Annotated in this window: 14 protein-coding genes; 8 read left to right on the top strand and 6 right to left on the bottom strand. The window is 73.4% G+C overall.

The window, feature by feature from the left end; all coding sequences use genetic code 11:
• Positions 1–97: 97 nt before the first annotated feature.
• From ACFVXG_RS12535 to ACFVXG_RS12545, 3 genes are all read right to left on the bottom strand, one after another.
• On the bottom strand, positions 98–1,378 hold the full coding sequence (locus ACFVXG_RS12535) for a hypothetical protein (protein WP_387926843.1): 1,281 nt from the start codon (positions 1,376–1,378) through the stop codon (positions 98–100).
• 288 nt (positions 1,379–1,666) lie between these two features.
• Entirely contained in the window at positions 1,667–2,383 is a 717-nt protein-coding gene (locus ACFVXG_RS12540) for an MOSC domain-containing protein (RefSeq protein ID WP_387926844.1), read from the bottom strand.
• 135 nt (positions 2,384–2,518) lie between these two features.
• A complete protein-coding gene (locus ACFVXG_RS12545) occupies positions 2,519–3,265 on the bottom strand; it encodes a cyclase family protein (protein WP_387926845.1) in 747 nt (248 codons plus the stop codon).
• 91 nt (positions 3,266–3,356) lie between these two features.
• On the opposite strand from ACFVXG_RS12545, the gene ACFVXG_RS12550 reads away from it, so the two are divergent.
• The 6 genes from ACFVXG_RS12550 (at position 3,357) to ACFVXG_RS12575 (ending at position 9,280) form a co-directional block, all read left to right on the top strand.
• On the top strand, positions 3,357–4,031 hold the full coding sequence (locus ACFVXG_RS12550; RefSeq protein WP_387926847.1) for a UbiX family flavin prenyltransferase: 675 nt from the start codon (positions 3,357–3,359) through the stop codon (positions 4,029–4,031).
• 119 nt (positions 4,032–4,150) lie between these two features.
• The gene (locus ACFVXG_RS12555) at positions 4,151–4,609 is read left to right on the top strand and encodes an Lrp/AsnC family transcriptional regulator (RefSeq protein WP_030055719.1); all 459 of its coding nucleotides are present in this window, start codon (positions 4,151–4,153) and stop codon (positions 4,607–4,609) included.
• A 4-nt stretch (positions 4,610–4,613) separates the two neighbouring features.
• Positions 4,614–5,576 (top strand): threonine/serine dehydratase, encoded by a 963-nt coding sequence (locus ACFVXG_RS12560; RefSeq protein ID WP_387926849.1) that lies wholly within the window; start codon positions 4,614–4,616, stop codon positions 5,574–5,576.
• Positions 5,577–5,629: 53 nt separating this feature from the next.
• Entirely contained in the window at positions 5,630–6,793 is a 1,164-nt protein-coding gene (gene mqnE / locus ACFVXG_RS12565; protein ID WP_387926851.1) for an aminofutalosine synthase MqnE, read from the top strand.
• Positions 6,794–6,908: 115 nt separating this feature from the next.
• A complete protein-coding gene (locus ACFVXG_RS12570; protein ID WP_387926853.1) occupies positions 6,909–8,213 on the top strand; it encodes a L,D-transpeptidase family protein in 1,305 nt (434 codons plus the stop codon).
• A 122-nt stretch (positions 8,214–8,335) separates the two neighbouring features.
• Positions 8,336–9,280: a beta-ketoacyl-ACP synthase III gene (locus ACFVXG_RS12575; protein WP_387926855.1), complete on the top strand. Its 945-nt coding sequence runs from the start codon at positions 8,336–8,338 to the stop codon at positions 9,278–9,280.
• 223 nt (positions 9,281–9,503) lie between these two features.
• Here ACFVXG_RS12575 and ACFVXG_RS12580 read toward each other — a convergent pair whose 3' ends face one another.
• Positions 9,504–10,151 (bottom strand): TetR family transcriptional regulator, encoded by a 648-nt coding sequence (locus ACFVXG_RS12580; RefSeq protein WP_188307623.1) that lies wholly within the window; start codon positions 10,149–10,151, stop codon positions 9,504–9,506.
• A 425-nt stretch (positions 10,152–10,576) separates the two neighbouring features.
• On the opposite strand from ACFVXG_RS12580, the gene ACFVXG_RS12585 reads away from it, so the two are divergent.
• Complete coding sequence (locus ACFVXG_RS12585) at positions 10,577–13,030, top strand: PQQ-binding-like beta-propeller repeat protein (protein ID WP_387926857.1); 2,454 nt, start codon at positions 10,577–10,579, stop codon at positions 13,028–13,030.
• A gap of 39 nt (positions 13,031–13,069) precedes the next feature.
• On the opposite strand, the gene galE is transcribed toward ACFVXG_RS12585, so the two are convergent.
• The gene (galE, locus tag ACFVXG_RS12590) at positions 13,070–14,056 is read right to left on the bottom strand and encodes a UDP-glucose 4-epimerase GalE (protein ID WP_387926859.1); all 987 of its coding nucleotides are present in this window, start codon (positions 14,054–14,056) and stop codon (positions 13,070–13,072) included.
• Between the two features lie 222 nt (positions 14,057–14,278).
• Between galE and ACFVXG_RS12595 the strand changes: the two genes are divergently transcribed.
• Positions 14,279–15,376 (top strand): S1C family serine protease, encoded by a 1,098-nt coding sequence (locus ACFVXG_RS12595; protein WP_387927150.1) that lies wholly within the window; start codon positions 14,279–14,281, stop codon positions 15,374–15,376.
• Positions 15,377–15,552: 176 nt separating this feature from the next.
• Here the strand turns inward: ACFVXG_RS12595 and ACFVXG_RS12600 are convergent, their stop codons facing one another.
• On the bottom strand, positions 15,553–16,722 hold the full coding sequence (locus ACFVXG_RS12600) for a sensor histidine kinase (protein WP_387927152.1): 1,170 nt from the start codon (positions 16,720–16,722) through the stop codon (positions 15,553–15,555).
• Positions 16,723–16,974: the final 252 nt, after the last annotated feature.

Here is a 16,974-nt window from a genome sequence, read left to right on the forward strand (position 1 = left end):
CGCACCCGAACCGCACCCGCACCCGGCCTCGCACAAACGCCGAGCCCCGGCCCCCGGACGGTTCCGGGGGTCGGGGCTCGGGTGGTTCGGGGAGGGGTCAGGCGCGGCGGCGGCGCGCGAGGAACACCGCGCCGATGCCGACGGCGAGCAGCGCGGCGGCGCCCAGCGCGGCCTGCCGCATGCCGCGCGAGCCGGTGCGGGCGAGCTCGCCGGCGGCCAGGGCCGTGCTGCCGGAGTCGCTGCCCGAGGTGACGGTGTAGCCGGCCCGGACGGTGCGGCCGGTATCGGTACGAGTGCTGGTGGTGCCCTCGGCCGCTGCCGCCGGGGTGGCGGCGGTGAGGTCGACCGGGAAGCCCCGCGGGCCCACGTACGTCGGGTGCTGCTCGCCTTCGTCGAGGACGGCCCCGGGGGTGACGTGGGTCTTGCCCGCCACGGCCCCGGCGGTGAAGGCCAGCCGGACGTGCCGGGTGACGGAGGCGCCCGCCGCGAGGGTCCGGTCCTCGGTGAGGCGGTACAGCACCTTGCCGCCCGGGCCCTGGGTCGGCGTGCCGGTGACGTCCTGCCAGCCGCCGTCGGCCGTCCGCACCTGGAGGGTGCTGTGCCGGTCGGCCTGCAGCACGAAGGCCGCGTTGTCGTAGCCCGAGGCGCTGGAGTTGGCCAGGGTGACGTCGAACTCGGCCGGGGCGCCGCCGATCACGGCGCTCGTGGGTGCGCCCTCGACCCGCACCGACAGCGACTCGACCGCGATCTCCCCGGTGTTCTCGGCCAGGACGGTCCCGGTCGCCGGGTCCAGGATGGCGGAGGACAGCGTGATGCCGGTGTCCTGGCCGGCCCGGTCGTTGTCGACGCGGGCGGCCAGGCGCAGGTGGAGCGTCCGGCCGGCGCCGGCGGCGACGGTCACGCCCGGAATCTCGCCGGTGAAGTGGAAGCCGTCCGCACCCTGCTCGAAGGCCAGCTCGACCGGCTGCCAACTGCCGTCGGCAGCACGGGACTCGAGGGTGATGTGCTCCTTTGACCGGGCGAGGCCGCTGCGCACGTCGAGCTTGAGCGTGTACGAGGCTTCGCTGGTACCGGAGTTGGTGACGGTCTCGGTGAACTCGACCGGGCGGCCCCCGCTGCCGACCGAGGCCGGCGGCCGCACCGACAGCGTCGGCTTGACGGCGGCGGGGGCGGCGGCCGGCGGGGCAAAGGTCTTGGCAGCGGCCGGGCTTGAGGTGCGGGCGGCGGTCGAGGAGGCGGCGGCCCGGGGCTTGGCGGCGGTCAGGTCGGCGGCGTAGGCGGCCGGGGAGGCCATCACCACGCCGGTGGCCAGCAGCACGCCCAGGGTGGCGGCCGTGACGATGGTCGAGCGGGAACGGGTTTCCCGCGCAGCAGACATTCTGGGTACCCCTCAGGGTGTTGCACCGGCGGCGTTCTGGCGCCGGTCGATCAGTTCGGGTGGGGCGGACCGGAGGTCAGGGGCCGTACCCCCGGCGTCAGTCGCGGTCCGCCACGGCGGGGGCGAACCCGCCGTTCTCCTAGAGAGACGTTCGAACGCCGTCGGGGTTGCGGTCCCGGCCGAACTTTTTTCGAGAACCGCGAGAACCGCGAGAACCGCGAGAACCGCGAGAACCGCGAGCACCGAGAGACCGAGAGACCGGGAGAACCGTCGGACCCGGGCCGGGGTTCAGTCCAGCACCAGCCGGTCGCCCAGCCGCAGCCGCCCGGGCGCGGCGACCTCGGCGAGGGCGTCGAGCCGGCCGTCGTGGGCGTGCACGATCGCCTTGAGGATCTCCGGCGCGTGTGGCAGGCCGGGCTGCGGGGCGCCGGTCATCGCGCAGCGCTCGCTGGAGGTGACGAGGGCGAGCCGGGCGCTGTCCGGGGCCTCGCCGTGGACGTGCCGGCCGAACCAGGCGTCCTCGACGAAGGGCGGGGTGCCCGGTGGCGTGCGCAGCACGATGTTGGGGCGGAAGCGGCGTTCGTCGACCACGGCGAACGGGACGGCCTCGCGGACCCAGTCCAGGGTGGCGGTGGTGAGCACGCTGACGGGCAGCCGGTCGAAGTGCGAGACGGCGTCCTCGCGGGCGAGTTCGACGTCCGCGCGCTGGAGGTAGGCGCGCAGGAAGGCGGTCGGGTGGTCGACCGGGCGGCCGAGCGGGTCGAACAGTTCGGGGCCGTCGATCCGGCGGCCGAGGCGGGCGGAGAGCCGGAGCAGGCCGTCCATCCGGCGGAAGCGGCGGGTGTTCTTGCCCGAGCCGAGCTTCCCGGAGGCGTCGCGGACGGCGTAGAGGCGGTCCCCGGCCAGGCCGCGCACGTCCACGTCGACGGAGTCGAGCCGCTCACCGCCGGTGGACTTCACGGGGTAGCGCCAGAGTCGCTCGACCACTCCGATGATCTCAGCCATGGCGGGAAAGCCTAGTGGCGCCACCAGAGTTGGTCTAGACCAAGTGCGGACCCCGTCGGTGCCCAATCGGTGCCGGGTCGGCGCCCCCGTCGGTGCCCCGTCGGTGCCAGCGCGGCCCGGCCGCGCCGCGCCCGGTCAGCCCAGCCGCGCCACCGCCCGCACCGGCGCCCCGTCCGCGGCCACCAGCCGCAGCGGGAACAGCGACACCTCCACCGGCCGACCGGCCTCCTGGGCCGCCAGCAGCGCCCGCAGGTCGGTCAGGTTCTCGGCGATCACCCCGCCGCCGCTCGCCCCCAGCAGCACCCGGTGGGCGGCCAGCGTCGGCTCCTCCACCGGGTCGGGCCCGTCGTGCTCGTCGGTGAGGTCGGCGAGCAGCGCGGCCACCGCCGGGTCCTCCGGCCCCGGGTCGGGGGTGGGGTCCACGCTCAGCGCGTCCACGCCGACCGTCCGCACCCCGGCGGCCACGATCGCCTCGGCGGCGGCCGCGGTCAGGCTGGGGTGGGCCAGGTAGGCGTCGGTGCCCCAGTGCCGGGCCCAGCCGGTGGCCAGCAGCAGGACGGAGCCCTCGCCGCAGCGGGCCAGTGCGGGCGCCAGCAGTTCGGGGGTGACGGCCGTCCGGGGTTCCAGTCCGCGCAGGTCGGCGACCACGGCCGGGCCGGTGAACCGCTCCAGCGGCAGCCCGTCCAGGGTCGGCCAGGTGACGTCCACGTGGTACGGCGCGTCCACGTGCGTCCCGGACTGCGAGCCGAGGTGCAGGGCCAGCACGTTCACCCCGGCGGTGGCGGTGGTGAGCGCGGGCTCCAGCAGGACGGCCGGGTCGCCGGGGTAGACCGGCATCGCGGTGGTCACCTGATGGGTGAGGTCGACGAGGGTCGCTGCCATGCGCCCATCCTCCCAGGGGGCGCGCCCGCGCGGGCCCGCTCCGTCGTGCCCGGGGCGAAGCCGCAGGTGAGGGCGAGACAGAATTGCCTCCATGGGAACTGCGAAGCGTCAGCCGTGGGTGGTCGGGGTCTCGGGAGCGTCGGGGACGCCGTACGCGGCCTCGGTGCTCCGGGCGCTGCTCGCCGCCGGTGAGGCGGTGGACCTGATCGTCAGCCGGGCCGCCCGGCTCACCATCCTGGACGAGACCGGCATCTCCTTCCGGGACGCCCACTGGCGCACCGACCTCGCCGAGTGGCTGGGGACGGCGGAGGGCCTGGACGACGTCCGGTACTGGCCCGCCGGGGACTTCGCGGCCGGCCCGTCCAGCGGCTCGTACCCGGCCAAGGGCATGCTGGTGGTCCCCGCGACCACCGGCGCGGTGGCCGGGATCGCCCTCGGCCTGAGCAAGGACCTGCTGCAGCGGGTGGCCAGCGTCACCCTCAAGGAGCGCCGCCCGCTCGTCGTCTGCGTGCGCGAGGCACCACTCAACGGGGTGACGTTGAAGCACCTGGTGGAACTCGACGCGCAGGGCGCGGTGGTGCTGCCCGCCTCGCCCGGTTTCTACGCCGGCGGCTCCACCGTGCGCGAACTCGTGGATTTCGTGGCCGGCCGGGTGCTGGACGCGGTCGGCGTGCCGCATTCCCTGTACCTGCGCTGGGAGGGCGAGTTGGGCGCGGCGGCCCGCAAACCGGGCGACGGGGAGGCCGCTCGGGCTGAGGGGGAGTAAGGCGACCGAGGGCGGGAGAGTATCTTCTCTGCGATATCCGGGTCGGTCAGCGCACGGCGCCTTTGAATCCGGATAATGATCTGTGGGTCTGGCGAGGTTCGGAAGGACGCGGACGGTATATGGACACGGTGGACAGACAGCTCATCCAGGCGCTCCGGGAGAACGGCCGTGCGTCCTACGCCGAGCTGGGCCGGTTGGTCGGACTCTCCGGCCCGAGCGTCACGGACCGCATCAACCGCCTGGAGCAGGCCGGTGTGATCACCGGCTACCGCGCGACGGTCAACCCGGCCTCGCTCGGCTTCGGCGTCACGGCCCTGATCGGCCTCCAGCTCACGGACGCCGCCGACCACGAGGACGTCGCGTTCCGGCTGAAGGACCTCAACGAGGTCGAGGACTGCTGGTTCATCGCGGGTGACGACTCCTACATGCTCAAGGTCCGGGTGGCCGACGTGGCCGGCCTGGAGTCGGTGGTCAAGCGGATCTCGGGCACGAAGGGCGTAGCCCGTACCCGCACCACCGTCGTACTCTCCACGAAGTGGGAGAACCGGGTCAGTGAGCTACCCCCCGTAGGAGAGTGACGAGATGGTCCTGGTCGGTCTGGAGGAGCTGCACGCCGCCCGGCAGCGGATCGCGGGAGTCGCCGTGCGCACCCCGCTGGTCCCCGCCCCCTGGGCGTCCGAGGGCGAGCGGCGGCTCTGGCTCAAGCCCGAGAACCTCCAGCCGACCGGGGCCTTCAAGACCCGCGGCGCCTACAACCGGCTGGCCGCGCTGACCGCGGACGAGCGCGCCCGCGGCGTGGTCGCCCAGTCCAGCGGCAACCACGCCCAGGCGGTGGCCTACGCGGCGCAGCTGCTCGGGCTCAAGGCCGTGATCGTGATGCCGGACACCTCGCCCGCGGTGAAGGTGGAGGCCACCCGCTCGTACGGCGCCGAGGTGATCCTCGTCCCACCGGGGGAGCGGGACACCCTGCCCGCCGAGCTGGCCGAGCGGCACGGCTACGTCTGGGTGCCGCCGTACGACGACCCGTTCATCATCGCGGGCCAGGGCACGGTCGGCCTGGAGATCGCCGAGGACGCCCCGGACGGACTGGACACCGTCCTGGTGCCGGTCAGCGGCGGCGGGCTGATCGGCGGGACGGCGGCCGCGCTCAAGCTCACCCGCCCGGGCATCCGGGTGATCGGGGTGGAGCCGGAGCTGGCCGCCGACGCCCAGGCGAGCCTGCGCTCCGGCCGCCGGGTGGAGTGGCCGGTCGCCGACACCTACCGGACCGTCGCGGACGGGCTGCGCACCCCCTCGGTCGGCGTGCTGCCGTACGAGCACATCACCGCCTACGTGGACGACATCGTCACCGTCACGGAGGACGAGATCCGCGCCACCGTCGCCCTGCTGGCCCGCCGCGGCCGGCTGGTCGCCGAGCCCTCCGGCGCGGTCGCCCCGGCCGCGTACTTCCACCGTGCCGCCGAGACCGGGGGCCGGTCGGTCGCCGCCGTGGTCAGCGGCGGCAACATCGACCCGGGTCTGCTCGCGGAGCTGCTCGCGGCATAGGCGTAACCTCGTCTCCGGCAAGGAATCGAATGTCTGAGGAGGCGGGGCACCGCATGGACGCAGGGCTGAAGCGCGAGCTGGAGGCGAAGGTCTACGCGGGTGAGCGGCTGACCCGCGAGGACGGGATCGCGCTCTACGGGAGCGACGACCTGGCCTGGCTGGGCGGTCTGGCCCACCACGTGCGGACGCGCAAGAACGGCGACGTCGTCCACTTCAACGTCAACCGCCACCTCAACATGACGAACGTCTGCAGCGCGTCCTGCGCGTACTGCTCGTTCCAGCGCAAGCCGGGCGAGAAGGACGCCTACACGATGCGCATCGAGGAGGCCGTCCGCCTCGCCAAGGCGATGGAGGTCGACTCCCTCACCGAGCTGCACATCGTCAACGGGCTGCACCCGACCCTGCCGTGGCGCTACTACCCGCGCTCGCTGCGGGAGCTCAAGGCGGCGCTGCCGAACGTCTCGCTGAAGGCCTTCACCGCCACCGAGATCCACTGGTTCGAGAAGATCAGCGGCCTGCCCGCCGACGAGATCCTGGACGAGCTGATCGACGCCGGCCTGGAGTCGCTGACCGGCGGCGGCGCGGAGATCTTCGACTGGGAGGTCCGCCAGCACATCGTCGACCACGACACCCACTGGGAGGACTGGTCGCGGATCCACCGCCTCGCGCACGCCAAGGGCCTCAAGACGCCGGCCACCATGCTGTACGGCCACATCGAGGAGCCCCGCCACCGGGTCGACCACGTGCTGCGGCTGCGTGAGCTGCAGGACGAGACCGGCGGCTTCCAGGTCTTCATCCCGCTGCGCTACCAGCACGACTTCCACGACTCCAAGGACGGCGTCGTGCGCAACAAGCTGATGGCCCGTACCGAGATGGCCACCGGCGCCGAGGCGCTGAAGACCTTCGCGGTCTCCCGGCTGCTGTTCGACAACGTCCCGCACGTCAAGGTCTTCTGGGTGATGCACGGCGTCACCACCGCCCAGCTGGCGCTCAGCCACGGCGCGGACGACATGGACGGCTCGGTGGTCGAGTACAAGATCACCCACGACGCGGACAACTTTGGCACCCCGAACAAGCTCGGCCGTGAGGACCTGCTCGGCCTGATCCGGGACGCCGGCTTCCGCCCGGTGGAGCGCAACACCCGCTACGAGGTCATCCGCGAGTACGACGGCCCTGACCTGACGCGTCGCGAGACCCCGCAGGCAATGCGCCTCTGACCTGCGCTTTTCCCGCCGCCCGGACCGCACCCGCGCTCCGGGCGGCGGCGTCTTCACGGCTCCCGCACGCGACCCGGGTTTACCAACGGGTAGGGCGTTTGGCAGGATCGACGGCATGTCCGGTTCTCATCGCGCCACCGAGTACCCACCGTACGAGCCGATGCAGGAGCCGGTGTACGGGGTGCCGCAGCAGTCGCACGAGGCGCCGTACGCCGCGTACGAGCCGTACCAGCAGCCTGTCGCGCAGGAGTACTACGGCGAGTACCGGCAGACGGCTGACGGGTACTCCGGGACGTACGAGCAGTCGTTCCAGCCCTTCCAGCCGTACGTCGTCGAGCCGGAGCCCGGGTACCAGGCGCCCGCCCACCAGGAGCCGGTGTTCCACGAGCCGTCGGTCTACCAGGAGACGGCGTACCAGGAACCGGCCTACCAGGAACCGGCCTACCAGGAGCCGGTCTACGAGCAGCCGGTCTACGACCAGCCCGCACCGGTCGAGCCCCTCGCGTCCGTCACGCCCCTCGCCGCCGCGGCCCCCGAGCCCGGTGGCCGGGCCGCCGCCCGGGGCCGGCGGCGCAAGGCCAAGCCGAAACGTCACGGCAAGGCCGTGATGGCCGGCACCGCGCTGCTGGTCGCGGCCGCCGCCGGCTGGTACACCGTCGGCCAGGACGGCACCAAGTCCGTCGCCGCGGCCGCCGACGGTCCCGGACCGGAGGGCGTCAGCAAGCCCGACCACCCCGTGACGCCCGACCCCGCGGCCGTCCAGGCCGCCGCCGACCGGCAGGCCGCCCCCGCGGCCGCCGGGCGCAGCGAGACCCGCCCGGACGGCTCGCTGGCCGCGATACCCGGCCTCGGCGCCTCCTTCACCGCGAAGATCCCCGCCACGACCACCCAGGTCGTGGTCGCCACCGGCCAGGGCAAGGACACCGACAAGAACAGCGTCACCCTGTGGACCCGCACCCCCGAGGGCCGCTGGCTGGCCGGTGAGACCTGGCAGGGCCACAACGGCAAGAACGGCTGGACCACCGACCACAACGAGGGCGACCTGCGCAGCCCGATCGGCGTCTTCGACCTCACCGACGCCGGCGGCCGCAACGCCAACCCCGGCAGCAAGCTCCCGTACGACAAGGACGCCAGCTTCGTGGTCTCCGGCACGGGCTTCTTCGGCGACCAGCTGGCGGGCTCCTTCGACTACGTGGTCGCGATCAACTACAACCGGGTCGCCGGCAGCTCCCCGCTCGACATGCGCCGCCCGATGGGCAGCAAGAAGGGCGGCGGGATCTGGCTGCACGTCGACCACGACGGCCCGACCCACGGCTGCGTGTCGATACCCGAGGACAAGATGGCCCAGCTGATCCGCACCCTGGACCCGGCCGCCCATCCGGTGATCGTGATGGGCGACGCCACCTCGCTGGCCGCCTGACCTCGGCGGACGTCCGGGCCCAGGCGCCGCAAGGGCCTTGTGGAGCCCCTACAGATCACAGCTGCGGATCCTGTAGCCGGTCATGCCCGGTTGACCAGCGGGTAACCCGGTTCCATGGCAGCATGAGCGGTTCGCGCATTGTGGCACTCGGGCACTACCAGCCTCCCAAGGTCCTCTCCAACGACGACCTGGCGGCACTCGTCGACACCGACGACGAATGGATCCGCGCCCGGGTGGGCATCCGTACCCGGCACATCGCCGAGGGCGAGACCCTGGTCGACCTCGCCACCGAGGCCGCGCAGAAGGCGCTGGCCAACAGCGGCCGGACGGCGGCGGAGATCGACCTGGTCGTGGTCGCCACCTGCACCGCGATCGAGCGCAGTCCCAACACGGCCGCCGCGGTGGCCGCCCGGCTGGGCGTCCGCGCGCCCGCCGCGTACGACATCAACACGGTCTGCTCCGGCTTCTCGTACGCGCTGGCCACCGCCGACCACGCGATCCGGGCCGGGGCGGCCCGGCGGGCGCTGGTGATCGGCGCCGAGCGGATGTCCGACACCCTCGACTGGACCGACCGCTCCACCTGCGTGATCTTCGGCGACGGCGCGGGCGCCGCGGTGGTCGAGGCCCAGGAGGAGGGCGCGGAGCCGGGCATCGGCCCGGTGGTCTGGGGCTCCGAGCCCGAACGGGGCGACGCCGTGGTGATCACCGGCTGGGACCCGGTGATCAGCCAGCAGGGCCAGTCGGTGTTCCGCTGGGCCACCACCCAGCTCGCCCCGCTGGCCCGGCAGGCCTGCGAGCGGGCCGGGCTCGACCCGTCGGAGCTGAAGGGCTTCGTCCCGCACCAGGCCAACCTGCGGATCATCGACGCGATCGCCGCCAAGCTGGGCCTCGCCGACGCGGTGGTGGCCCGGGACGTGGTCGACTCCGGCAACACCTCGGCCGCTTCGATCCCGCTCGCCTTCTCCAAGCTGGTCGAGCGCGGCGAGCTCTCCCCGGGCGACCCGGTCCTGCTCTTCGGCTTCGGCGGCGGCCTGGCCTACGCCGGCCAAGTGGTCCGCTGCCCGTAGGGCCCCTCGGGGTGGGCGAACACCGCCCCGGAGGCGAGCGGGCGAACAACAGCATCAATGCCGGTGGGCGGGCACCCTGTGTGAGGGGTGCCCGCCCACCGGCATGTCTGGCGCGCGTGCGGTACGTCGGCGGACCTCCCCCGAGGACACGGCCGCCGTCCGTCGTTCCCCGGACAGGAGGCCGGGGCTGCGCGCGGAGCGGATGGTGGATCGGAGGACGGTCCTACTTGGGCGCCTTCTTGCCGGTGACGCCCAGGTACACCAGGGGAGCGAGGTTGGGCTTGAGGTCCTTGACCTTGACGCCCCAGGAGGTGAAGGCCTTCTGGTGCTCGGCTGCCGAGGCGAGCAGCGAGACCAGGGCCCCGGCGACGGCGTTCGGGTCGAGCGACTTGTCGGCCTGACCCTTCGCCTGGAGTTCCTTGACGGCCTCCGCGAGTGGCTTGGCGACCGAGTTGAGGACGGTCATGCGGATCTTGAAGAACCGCTTGTCCCCTTCCGCGGCACCGAGCGTGACCACTCGGAGAATGGCGTCGTTCTTGCGCCAGAAGGCGAGGAATCCGTCGACCAGTTCTTCCGAAGTGGTCGGTCCGGACTTCCCTGCCCAGGACTTTCCGGCCACCAGCTCTTTGAGGGTGTCGGAGTCCTTGGCCATTTCCTCGGCGATTTCGAGGACTGCGCCCTCGACATCCGGGAAGTACTGGTAGAAGGTCGCGGGGGAGGTACCCGCCATACGGGCGACGTCGATGACCTTGACGTCCCGATAGGGCGACGTGCTGAGCATCTCGCGGAGGCAGTCGAGCAGCTTCTGCCGCGTCTCCTGTCCGCGTCGCCCGGCGACGCGACCGTCGACGGTGCGAACTTGTCCTGTCATGCCGTCAGCTTACCGTGGCACGATCTTGGCGCGATTCGGTGATGCGACTATTACTCCGCACGGGGGGTTGCTATAGCGGCCTGAGCCACTTCGGACGGATATTCACCGGGGTCCGAAGGCGGTCTTGAAGCCCCCCCGTGTGCTTTTGACCCCATAGCGTGACGGCGAGTCCGCTGAGGGGTGGTCGGGTGACAGAGCGTGACTGCTGGTCCGGGGCGACACGTCGACGGTCCGGGTCCCGGGGCGCAAGCCGCGGCCGGAGCGGGCGTCAGAATCCGGCCGTTCCGTCACCGCTGACCAGCGGACTGTCGGCCCGGGGCGGCGGCCTTCTCCCGGTGGGGGAGGTTGGAGATGCGCCGGGCGGCATTGGAGAATCGGGTCCGGCACCACGCGGCGGGTGCGGATGACGGGGAGGTGGCTGCGGAGTGGACCAGCTGACGGCGCACGATCCGAGGAGGATCGGGCCCTTCGAGGTGCTGGGGCGGCTCGGCGCGGGCGGGATGGGGCTGGTCTACCTGGCGCGCTCTGCGGCCGGGCGACGAGTGGCCATCAAGACCGTCCGGGGGGAGCTGGCCGAGGACGAGCTGTTCCGGGTCCGCTTCGCCCGCGAGATCGCGGCGGCCAAGACGGTCGGCGGCTTCTACACGGCGGCCGTGGTGGACGCCGACGCGGACGCCCGGGTGCCCTGGCTGGCCACCGCGTACATCCCGGCGCCCTCGCTGGAGGACCTGGTCGAGGAGTGCGGGCCGCTGCCGGTCGGCGCGACCCGCTGGCTGGTCGCGGGCATCGCCGAGGCGCTGGAGTCCATCCACGCGGCCGGGCTGATCCACCGCGACCTCAAGCCCTCCAACGTCCTGGTGGTCGAGGACGGCCCGAAGGTGATCGACTTCGGCATCGCGGCCGGGGTCTCCAGCACCCGGCTGACCATGACCAACGTCGCGGTCGGGACGCCTGCCTACATGTCCCCGGAGCAGGCCCGGGACAGCCGTACCGTCCGGGGCGCCAGCGACGTCTTCTCGCTCGGCTCGCTGATGGTCTTCTGCGCCACCGGGCACCCGCCGTTCCGGGGCTCCAACCCGGTCGAGACGGTGTTCCAGCTGCTGCGCGAGGAGCCGGACCTCACCGGCATGGCGCCCGAGCTGATGGACCTGGTCCGCGCCTGCATGCAGCAGGCGCCCGAGCGCCGGCCCACCCCGGCGCAGATCCAGGCCGAGCTGGCCCCGCACCTGTTCTCCCGGGACGACGCCACCGGCGAGGCCGGCGACTGGCTGCCCCCGCACGCGCTGGAGCTGATCGAGCGCAAGCGCGGCCGCCGTCCGAGCCCCCAGGCCCGCCCGAGCGCCCAGCCCGGTCCGTACGCCGGACCGGCCGAGCCGGTGCGGCCGCCGCACACCCAGGGCCCGCCACAGCCGCACGTGCCGCCGCGGCACCCCGGCCCGGACGACCCGCGCACCTACCCGGGCGCCGGGCACGCGCCGCCGTCCGGACCGGTGCACGCGGGGCCGGTGCACGCCGGACCGGTGCACACCGGGCCGCGCCCGGGGAACCCGGACGACGCCGTCCCGACCGCGAAGATCCCCTCCAAGAACAAGCACCGCGCGCCCACCGGCGCAGTGGCCGTCGAGGTGCAGTTGTCCGGCGCCTCGGTGCGGATAGGCCCGGGGCCCCGGGCCGAGCACGAGCAGCCCGGCCCGGGCACCGCTCCGGCCGCGACCGACTGGGTCCGCCGGGCGGCGCCGACCCCGCCGCCGGTCCCGGTCCCGCCGACCCCCACGCCGCCGCCGGCCGCCCGCTGGCGCCCCTGGCGGTTCCGGATGTCCAACGACGTCTGGGGCACCCCGGTGGTCGCCGACGGGACGCTCTTCGTCTCCAGCTTCGAGGTGCACGCGCTGGACATCGCCTCCGGCGAGCGCCGCTACAAGACCCGGGACGTCGCCTGGGCGCTCGCGGTGGACGCCGGCCGGGTGCACGCCGCGGACGGCCCGCACCTGTACACCGTGGACGTCGCGGACGGCACCGAGCGCTGGCGCACCTCGCTGGACGGCTGGGTCTACTCGCTCTCCGCCGCCGACGGCGTGCTCTGCTGCGGCGTGCGCGGCGGCGGCGTCCAGCTGCGCGCGGCCGCCACCGGCGCCGAGCTGTGGCGCGCCGACGACGCCCAGCAGGACTACGAGAACCCGCAGTCCGGCCCGGTCCTGGTGGGCGGCGCCGCCTACTACTACGGCGCCGGACGGCTGCGCTGCGTGGACCCGCGCGGCGCCGGCCTGCGCTGGTCCTTCCAGGTCGGCGAGGACGTGCCCGCGCACCCGGTCGAGCGCGGCGGCGTGCTGTACGTGACGGCGGGCACCCGGGTGTACGCGCTGGACGCGGCCAGCGGCACCGAGCGCTGGCGCTTCGACGCCCCGGTGGTGCTGTTCACCCCGCCGGCGCTGGACGGCGACGCGGTCTACGTGGCCGACTACCTGGGCACCGTCTACGCGCTGGACGCGGCCACCGGGACGGACCGCTGGCGCGGGGTCACCGGCAGCCGCCAGGGCGCCGAGCCGGTGGTGGTCGGGGACGGCATGGTGCTGGTGGGCAGCGGCGAGGTGCTGTACGCCTTCGAGGCGGCGACCGGCCGGGAGCGCTGGCGCTACACCGCGCGCGGCGAGATCGTCGGCTCCCCGGCGGTGGCCGACGGCCTGGTGCACCTGGGCAGCCGGGACCACTCGCTGCACACCCTGGACCTGGCGACCGGTCAGCTGCGCTGGGAGCTCGGCACCAAGGGCGAGCTCACCGGCTCCCCGGTGGCGGTCGGCGGGCGGGTCTTCGTCGGCTCCAAGGACCGCTGCGTGTACGCGCTGGACGCCTATTACGGCACGGCGGTGCCCGCCCGCTGAGCGGGGCGGACACCGCCGTCCGGTGGTGCTACCCGGGGGTCAGGCCTTGCGGGCCCCGGGGTGGCGGCTGCACCAGCCCTCCCACGCGGAGGAGACCATGTCCGCCACGTCGTGGCTCGCGGTCCAGCCCAGCTCGCGGTGGATCAGGTCGGCGGAGGCCACCACCCGGGCCGGGTCGCCGGGGCGGCGCGGGGTCACCTCGGCGGTGGTGTCGTAGCCGGTGACCTTGGCGATGACCTCGATCATCTCCTTGACGCTGACGCCCTCGCCGCGGCCGATGTTGAGCACCAGCGCGGTCTCGCCGGCCGGGTCGGCGGCCAGCCGCTTGGCGGCGGCGACGTGGGCCGAGGCGATGTCGGAGACGTGGATGTAGTCGCGGACGCAGCTGCCGTCCGGGGTCGCGTAGTCGTCGCCGAAGACCCGCGGCGCCTGGCCGGCGGTCAGCCGCTCGAAGACCATCGGGACCAGGTTGAACACCCCGGCGTCGGAGAGCTCGGGGGAGGCGGCGCCGGCCACGTTGAAGTAGCGCAGGGCCACGGTGGACATCCCGTAGGCCTTGCCCGCGGCGGCGACCAGCCACTCGCCGGCCAGCTTGGTCTCGCCGTACGGGCTCATCGGGTCGCAGGGGGTGGACTCGGTGACCAGGTCGACGTCCGGCATGCCGTAGACGGCGGCGGAGGAGGAGAACAGGAAGCGCTTGACGCCGCCCTCGGCCGCGGCCTCCAGCACCGTCTGCAGGCCGATCATGTTCTCCCGGTAGTACAGGAACGGCTGCTCGACCGACTCGCCGACCTGCTTCTTGGCGGCGAAGTGCAGGACGCCCTCGATGCCGTGCTCGCGGATCGCGGCGTCCAGGACGGCGCGGTCCAGGGTGGAGCCCTCGATCAGCGGGACGCCGGCCGGCACCCGGGAGGCGTCGCCGGTGCTGAGGTCGTCCAGGACGGCGACGCGCTCACCGGCGTCGAGCAGCTGGCGGACGACGTGCCCGCCGATGTATCCGGCACCGCCGGTGATCAACCAAGTCATGCGGCAATCCTAGGCGTTCGGTTTCGGCCATCGGGCTCGGGCGAGTCCAGCCAGCAAAACGGACAAATCGGTGGAATGCTGACAAAGATTTCCGTGCTCTCATGCCCCGCGCCCCCAGCGCGGTGACGAATCGGAGGCAGCCAGGTGAGCCGAAAGAAGGAACACAACCGACCGCTGCCGGCCGGCCCCCGGCCGACCGGGCCCAAGGCGGCGCACCGGCGGCTGCTCGTGCCGGGCGCGGTCGCGGCCGTCACGGCGCTCGCCCTGGCGCTGGCCGGGTGCAGCAGCTCGTCCTCTTCCTCCTCGGCCTCCTCGCCCTCGGCCGGCTCCTCCTCCGGTGCGAGCAAGCAGGCCTCCGCCGCCCCCGCCGCCCAGCCGGGCGGCGCCAACCAGCTGCAGGACGCGTACCAGAAGGTGATCGCCGACGTGCTGCCCTCGGTGGTCCAGATCACCACCGGCGACAGCCTCGGCTCCGGGATCGTCTACGACGACAAGGGCGACATCGTCACCAACGCCCACGTGGTCGGCTCGGCGAGCACCTTCACCGTCACGCTGGCCAACTCCACCAAGGCGCTGGACGCCACCCTGGTCGCCAGCTACCCCGACTCCGACCTCGCGGTGATCAAGCTCAGCAGCCCGCCCGGCGGCCTCAAGCCGGCCACCTTCGGCGATTCGGGCAAGGTCCAGCTCGGCCAGATCACCCTGGCCATGGGCAGCCCGCTCGGGCTCTCCAGCAGCGTCACCCAGGGCATCGTCTCGGCCACCGGGCGGACCGTCTCCGAGCCCCGCGGCGGCGGTTCGCCGGGCGCCACCATCGGCAACATGGTGCAGACCTCGGCCGCGATCAACCCGGGCAACAGCGGCGGCGCGCTGGTCAACCTGGACAGCCAGGTGATCGGCATCAACACCCTCGCCGCGACCGAGCCGCAGACCAACGGCGCGGCCGCCCCCGGCATCGGCTTCGCCATCCCGGCGTCCACCATCACCAACATCACCGACCAGCTGATCAAGCAGGGCAAGGTCACCAACTCCGGTCGGGCCGCGCTCGGGATCACCGCCCGGACCAGCTTCAACCAGCAGTTCCAGCCGGCCGGCGCGGTCATCGTGGCGGTCAGCCAGGGCGGCGCGGCCGCCGCGGCGGGGCTCCAGGCCGGGGACGTCATCACCAAGATCGGTGACACCCCGGTCGACTCGCTGAACGCGCTCACCACCGCGCTGGCCTCGCTCACCCCGGGCAGCAAGGTCACCGTCGGCTACACCAGGGACGGCAGCGGCAAGACCGCCGACGTCACCCTCGGCACGCTGGAGAGCAGCTCCTAGCGACTCCGACTCCCCCCGACCCCGGTACGCCGGCCGGCCCGCCCACCGTGCAAGGGTTCCGCGGGCCGGCCGCCGCACCGGCCCGGCGCCGGGCCCCGTCCACTGCCTCGGACGGGTCCCGGCGCTTCTTCGTGTTCGGGCCTCCGCGTTCGGGCCTTCGCGTGCCCGGACGGGCCCTAGCGGCGGGCGGTGTGGGTGTGCCAGGGCAGCTCCACGGTGACGGTGGTCGGGCCGCCCGCCGGGCTCTCCACCAGGAACACCCCGTCCACCGCCCGGATCCGCTCGGCCAGCCCGCCCAGGCCGCTGCCCGGGTAGGGGGCGGCCCCGCCCCGGCCGTCGTCCTGGACCAGCACCATCAGCTGGTCGTCCGAGCGCCAGACGTCCACCGAGGCGGTGGTGGCGCCGGCGTGCTTGGAGACGTTGGTCAGCAGCTCGCTGACGGTGAAGTAGGCGATGCCCTCGACCGCCGAGTCCGGGCGCTCGGGTTCGCCGTCCGGCCCGGTGAGGTCGACGTTCACCTTCACCCCGCCGGGGACGGTGCAGCGGGCCGAGACGGCGGACAGCGCCGCGTCCAGGCCGCGGTCGGTGAGTACCGCCGGGTGGATGCCGCGGGCCAGGTCGCGCAGCTCCTGGAGGGCCAGCTTCACCTCGCCGTGCGCGTTGTCGACCATCCGGGTGGCGGCCGCCATGTCCTCCTGGCTCTCCACCTCCCGCAGCCGCTCCTTGGCCATGCCGAGGTCCATCGCCAGCGCGACCAGGCGGGCCTGCGCGCCGTCGTGCAGGTCGCGCTCGATCCGGCGCAGGTCGGCGGCGGCGGTGTCGACCACGGTGCCGCGGTCGTCCTCCAGCTCGCGCACCCGTTCGGCCAGCGCGCCGGGGAAGAGCAGCGACTCGATCAGGATCCGGTCGACCGCGGCCATCGCACGCACGATGAAGGGCAGAACCGGCCACAGTGTGATCACCGAGACCAGGGTCAGGGTGAAGCTCAGGATGCCCCAGGGCAGCATCAGCACGTTGTAGAGCGCCGAGCGCCAGTTCAGCAGGTCGGTGAGGTGGGCGATGGTGTAGCCGACCATGCCCGGGCGGCGCTGCTGCACCGGCTGCGGATCGTCGATCGCGGAGCCGTACGCCGTGCGCGCCCGGCTGCGGCCCAGAGCGCCCAGGGCGCGGGAGCCGGCCAGGCCGGCGGCCAGCACCGGCAGGCCGATCACCGTCACCGCCAGCCCCAGGCCGGCCGACAGCGCGGTCACCGAGAGCACGAAGCCGGCGACGCCCAGCGGGAAGTTGAGCATCAGGTGCCCGACCTGGCGCCACATCCGCGCGCCGTACAGGGCCGGGCGCTCCATCCGGGCGTCCTGCTCCTTGATGGCGTCCACGGCGCGGTTCAGCGACTTCATCGGATCATCCGTCCCCTCGTTCGAGCTGGCGGACCCCAGCATCCCGAACGGGGGAGGCGGTGTGCCATGGGGGTGATACTTCTTCCCGGCCGGGGGTTATCCCCACCCCCCGAGGGGTCCCCGGGTGTTCACCGGGTTGTCCACGGGACGTCTTGCGGACCGGGCAGGTTTCGGGGGGAGTGGAGCCCTCCCCTTAGACTC

The organism is Kitasatospora sp. NPDC058162 (genome assembly GCF_042884005.1).
GTDB lineage: Bacteria > Actinomycetota > Actinomycetes > Streptomycetales > Streptomycetaceae > Kitasatospora.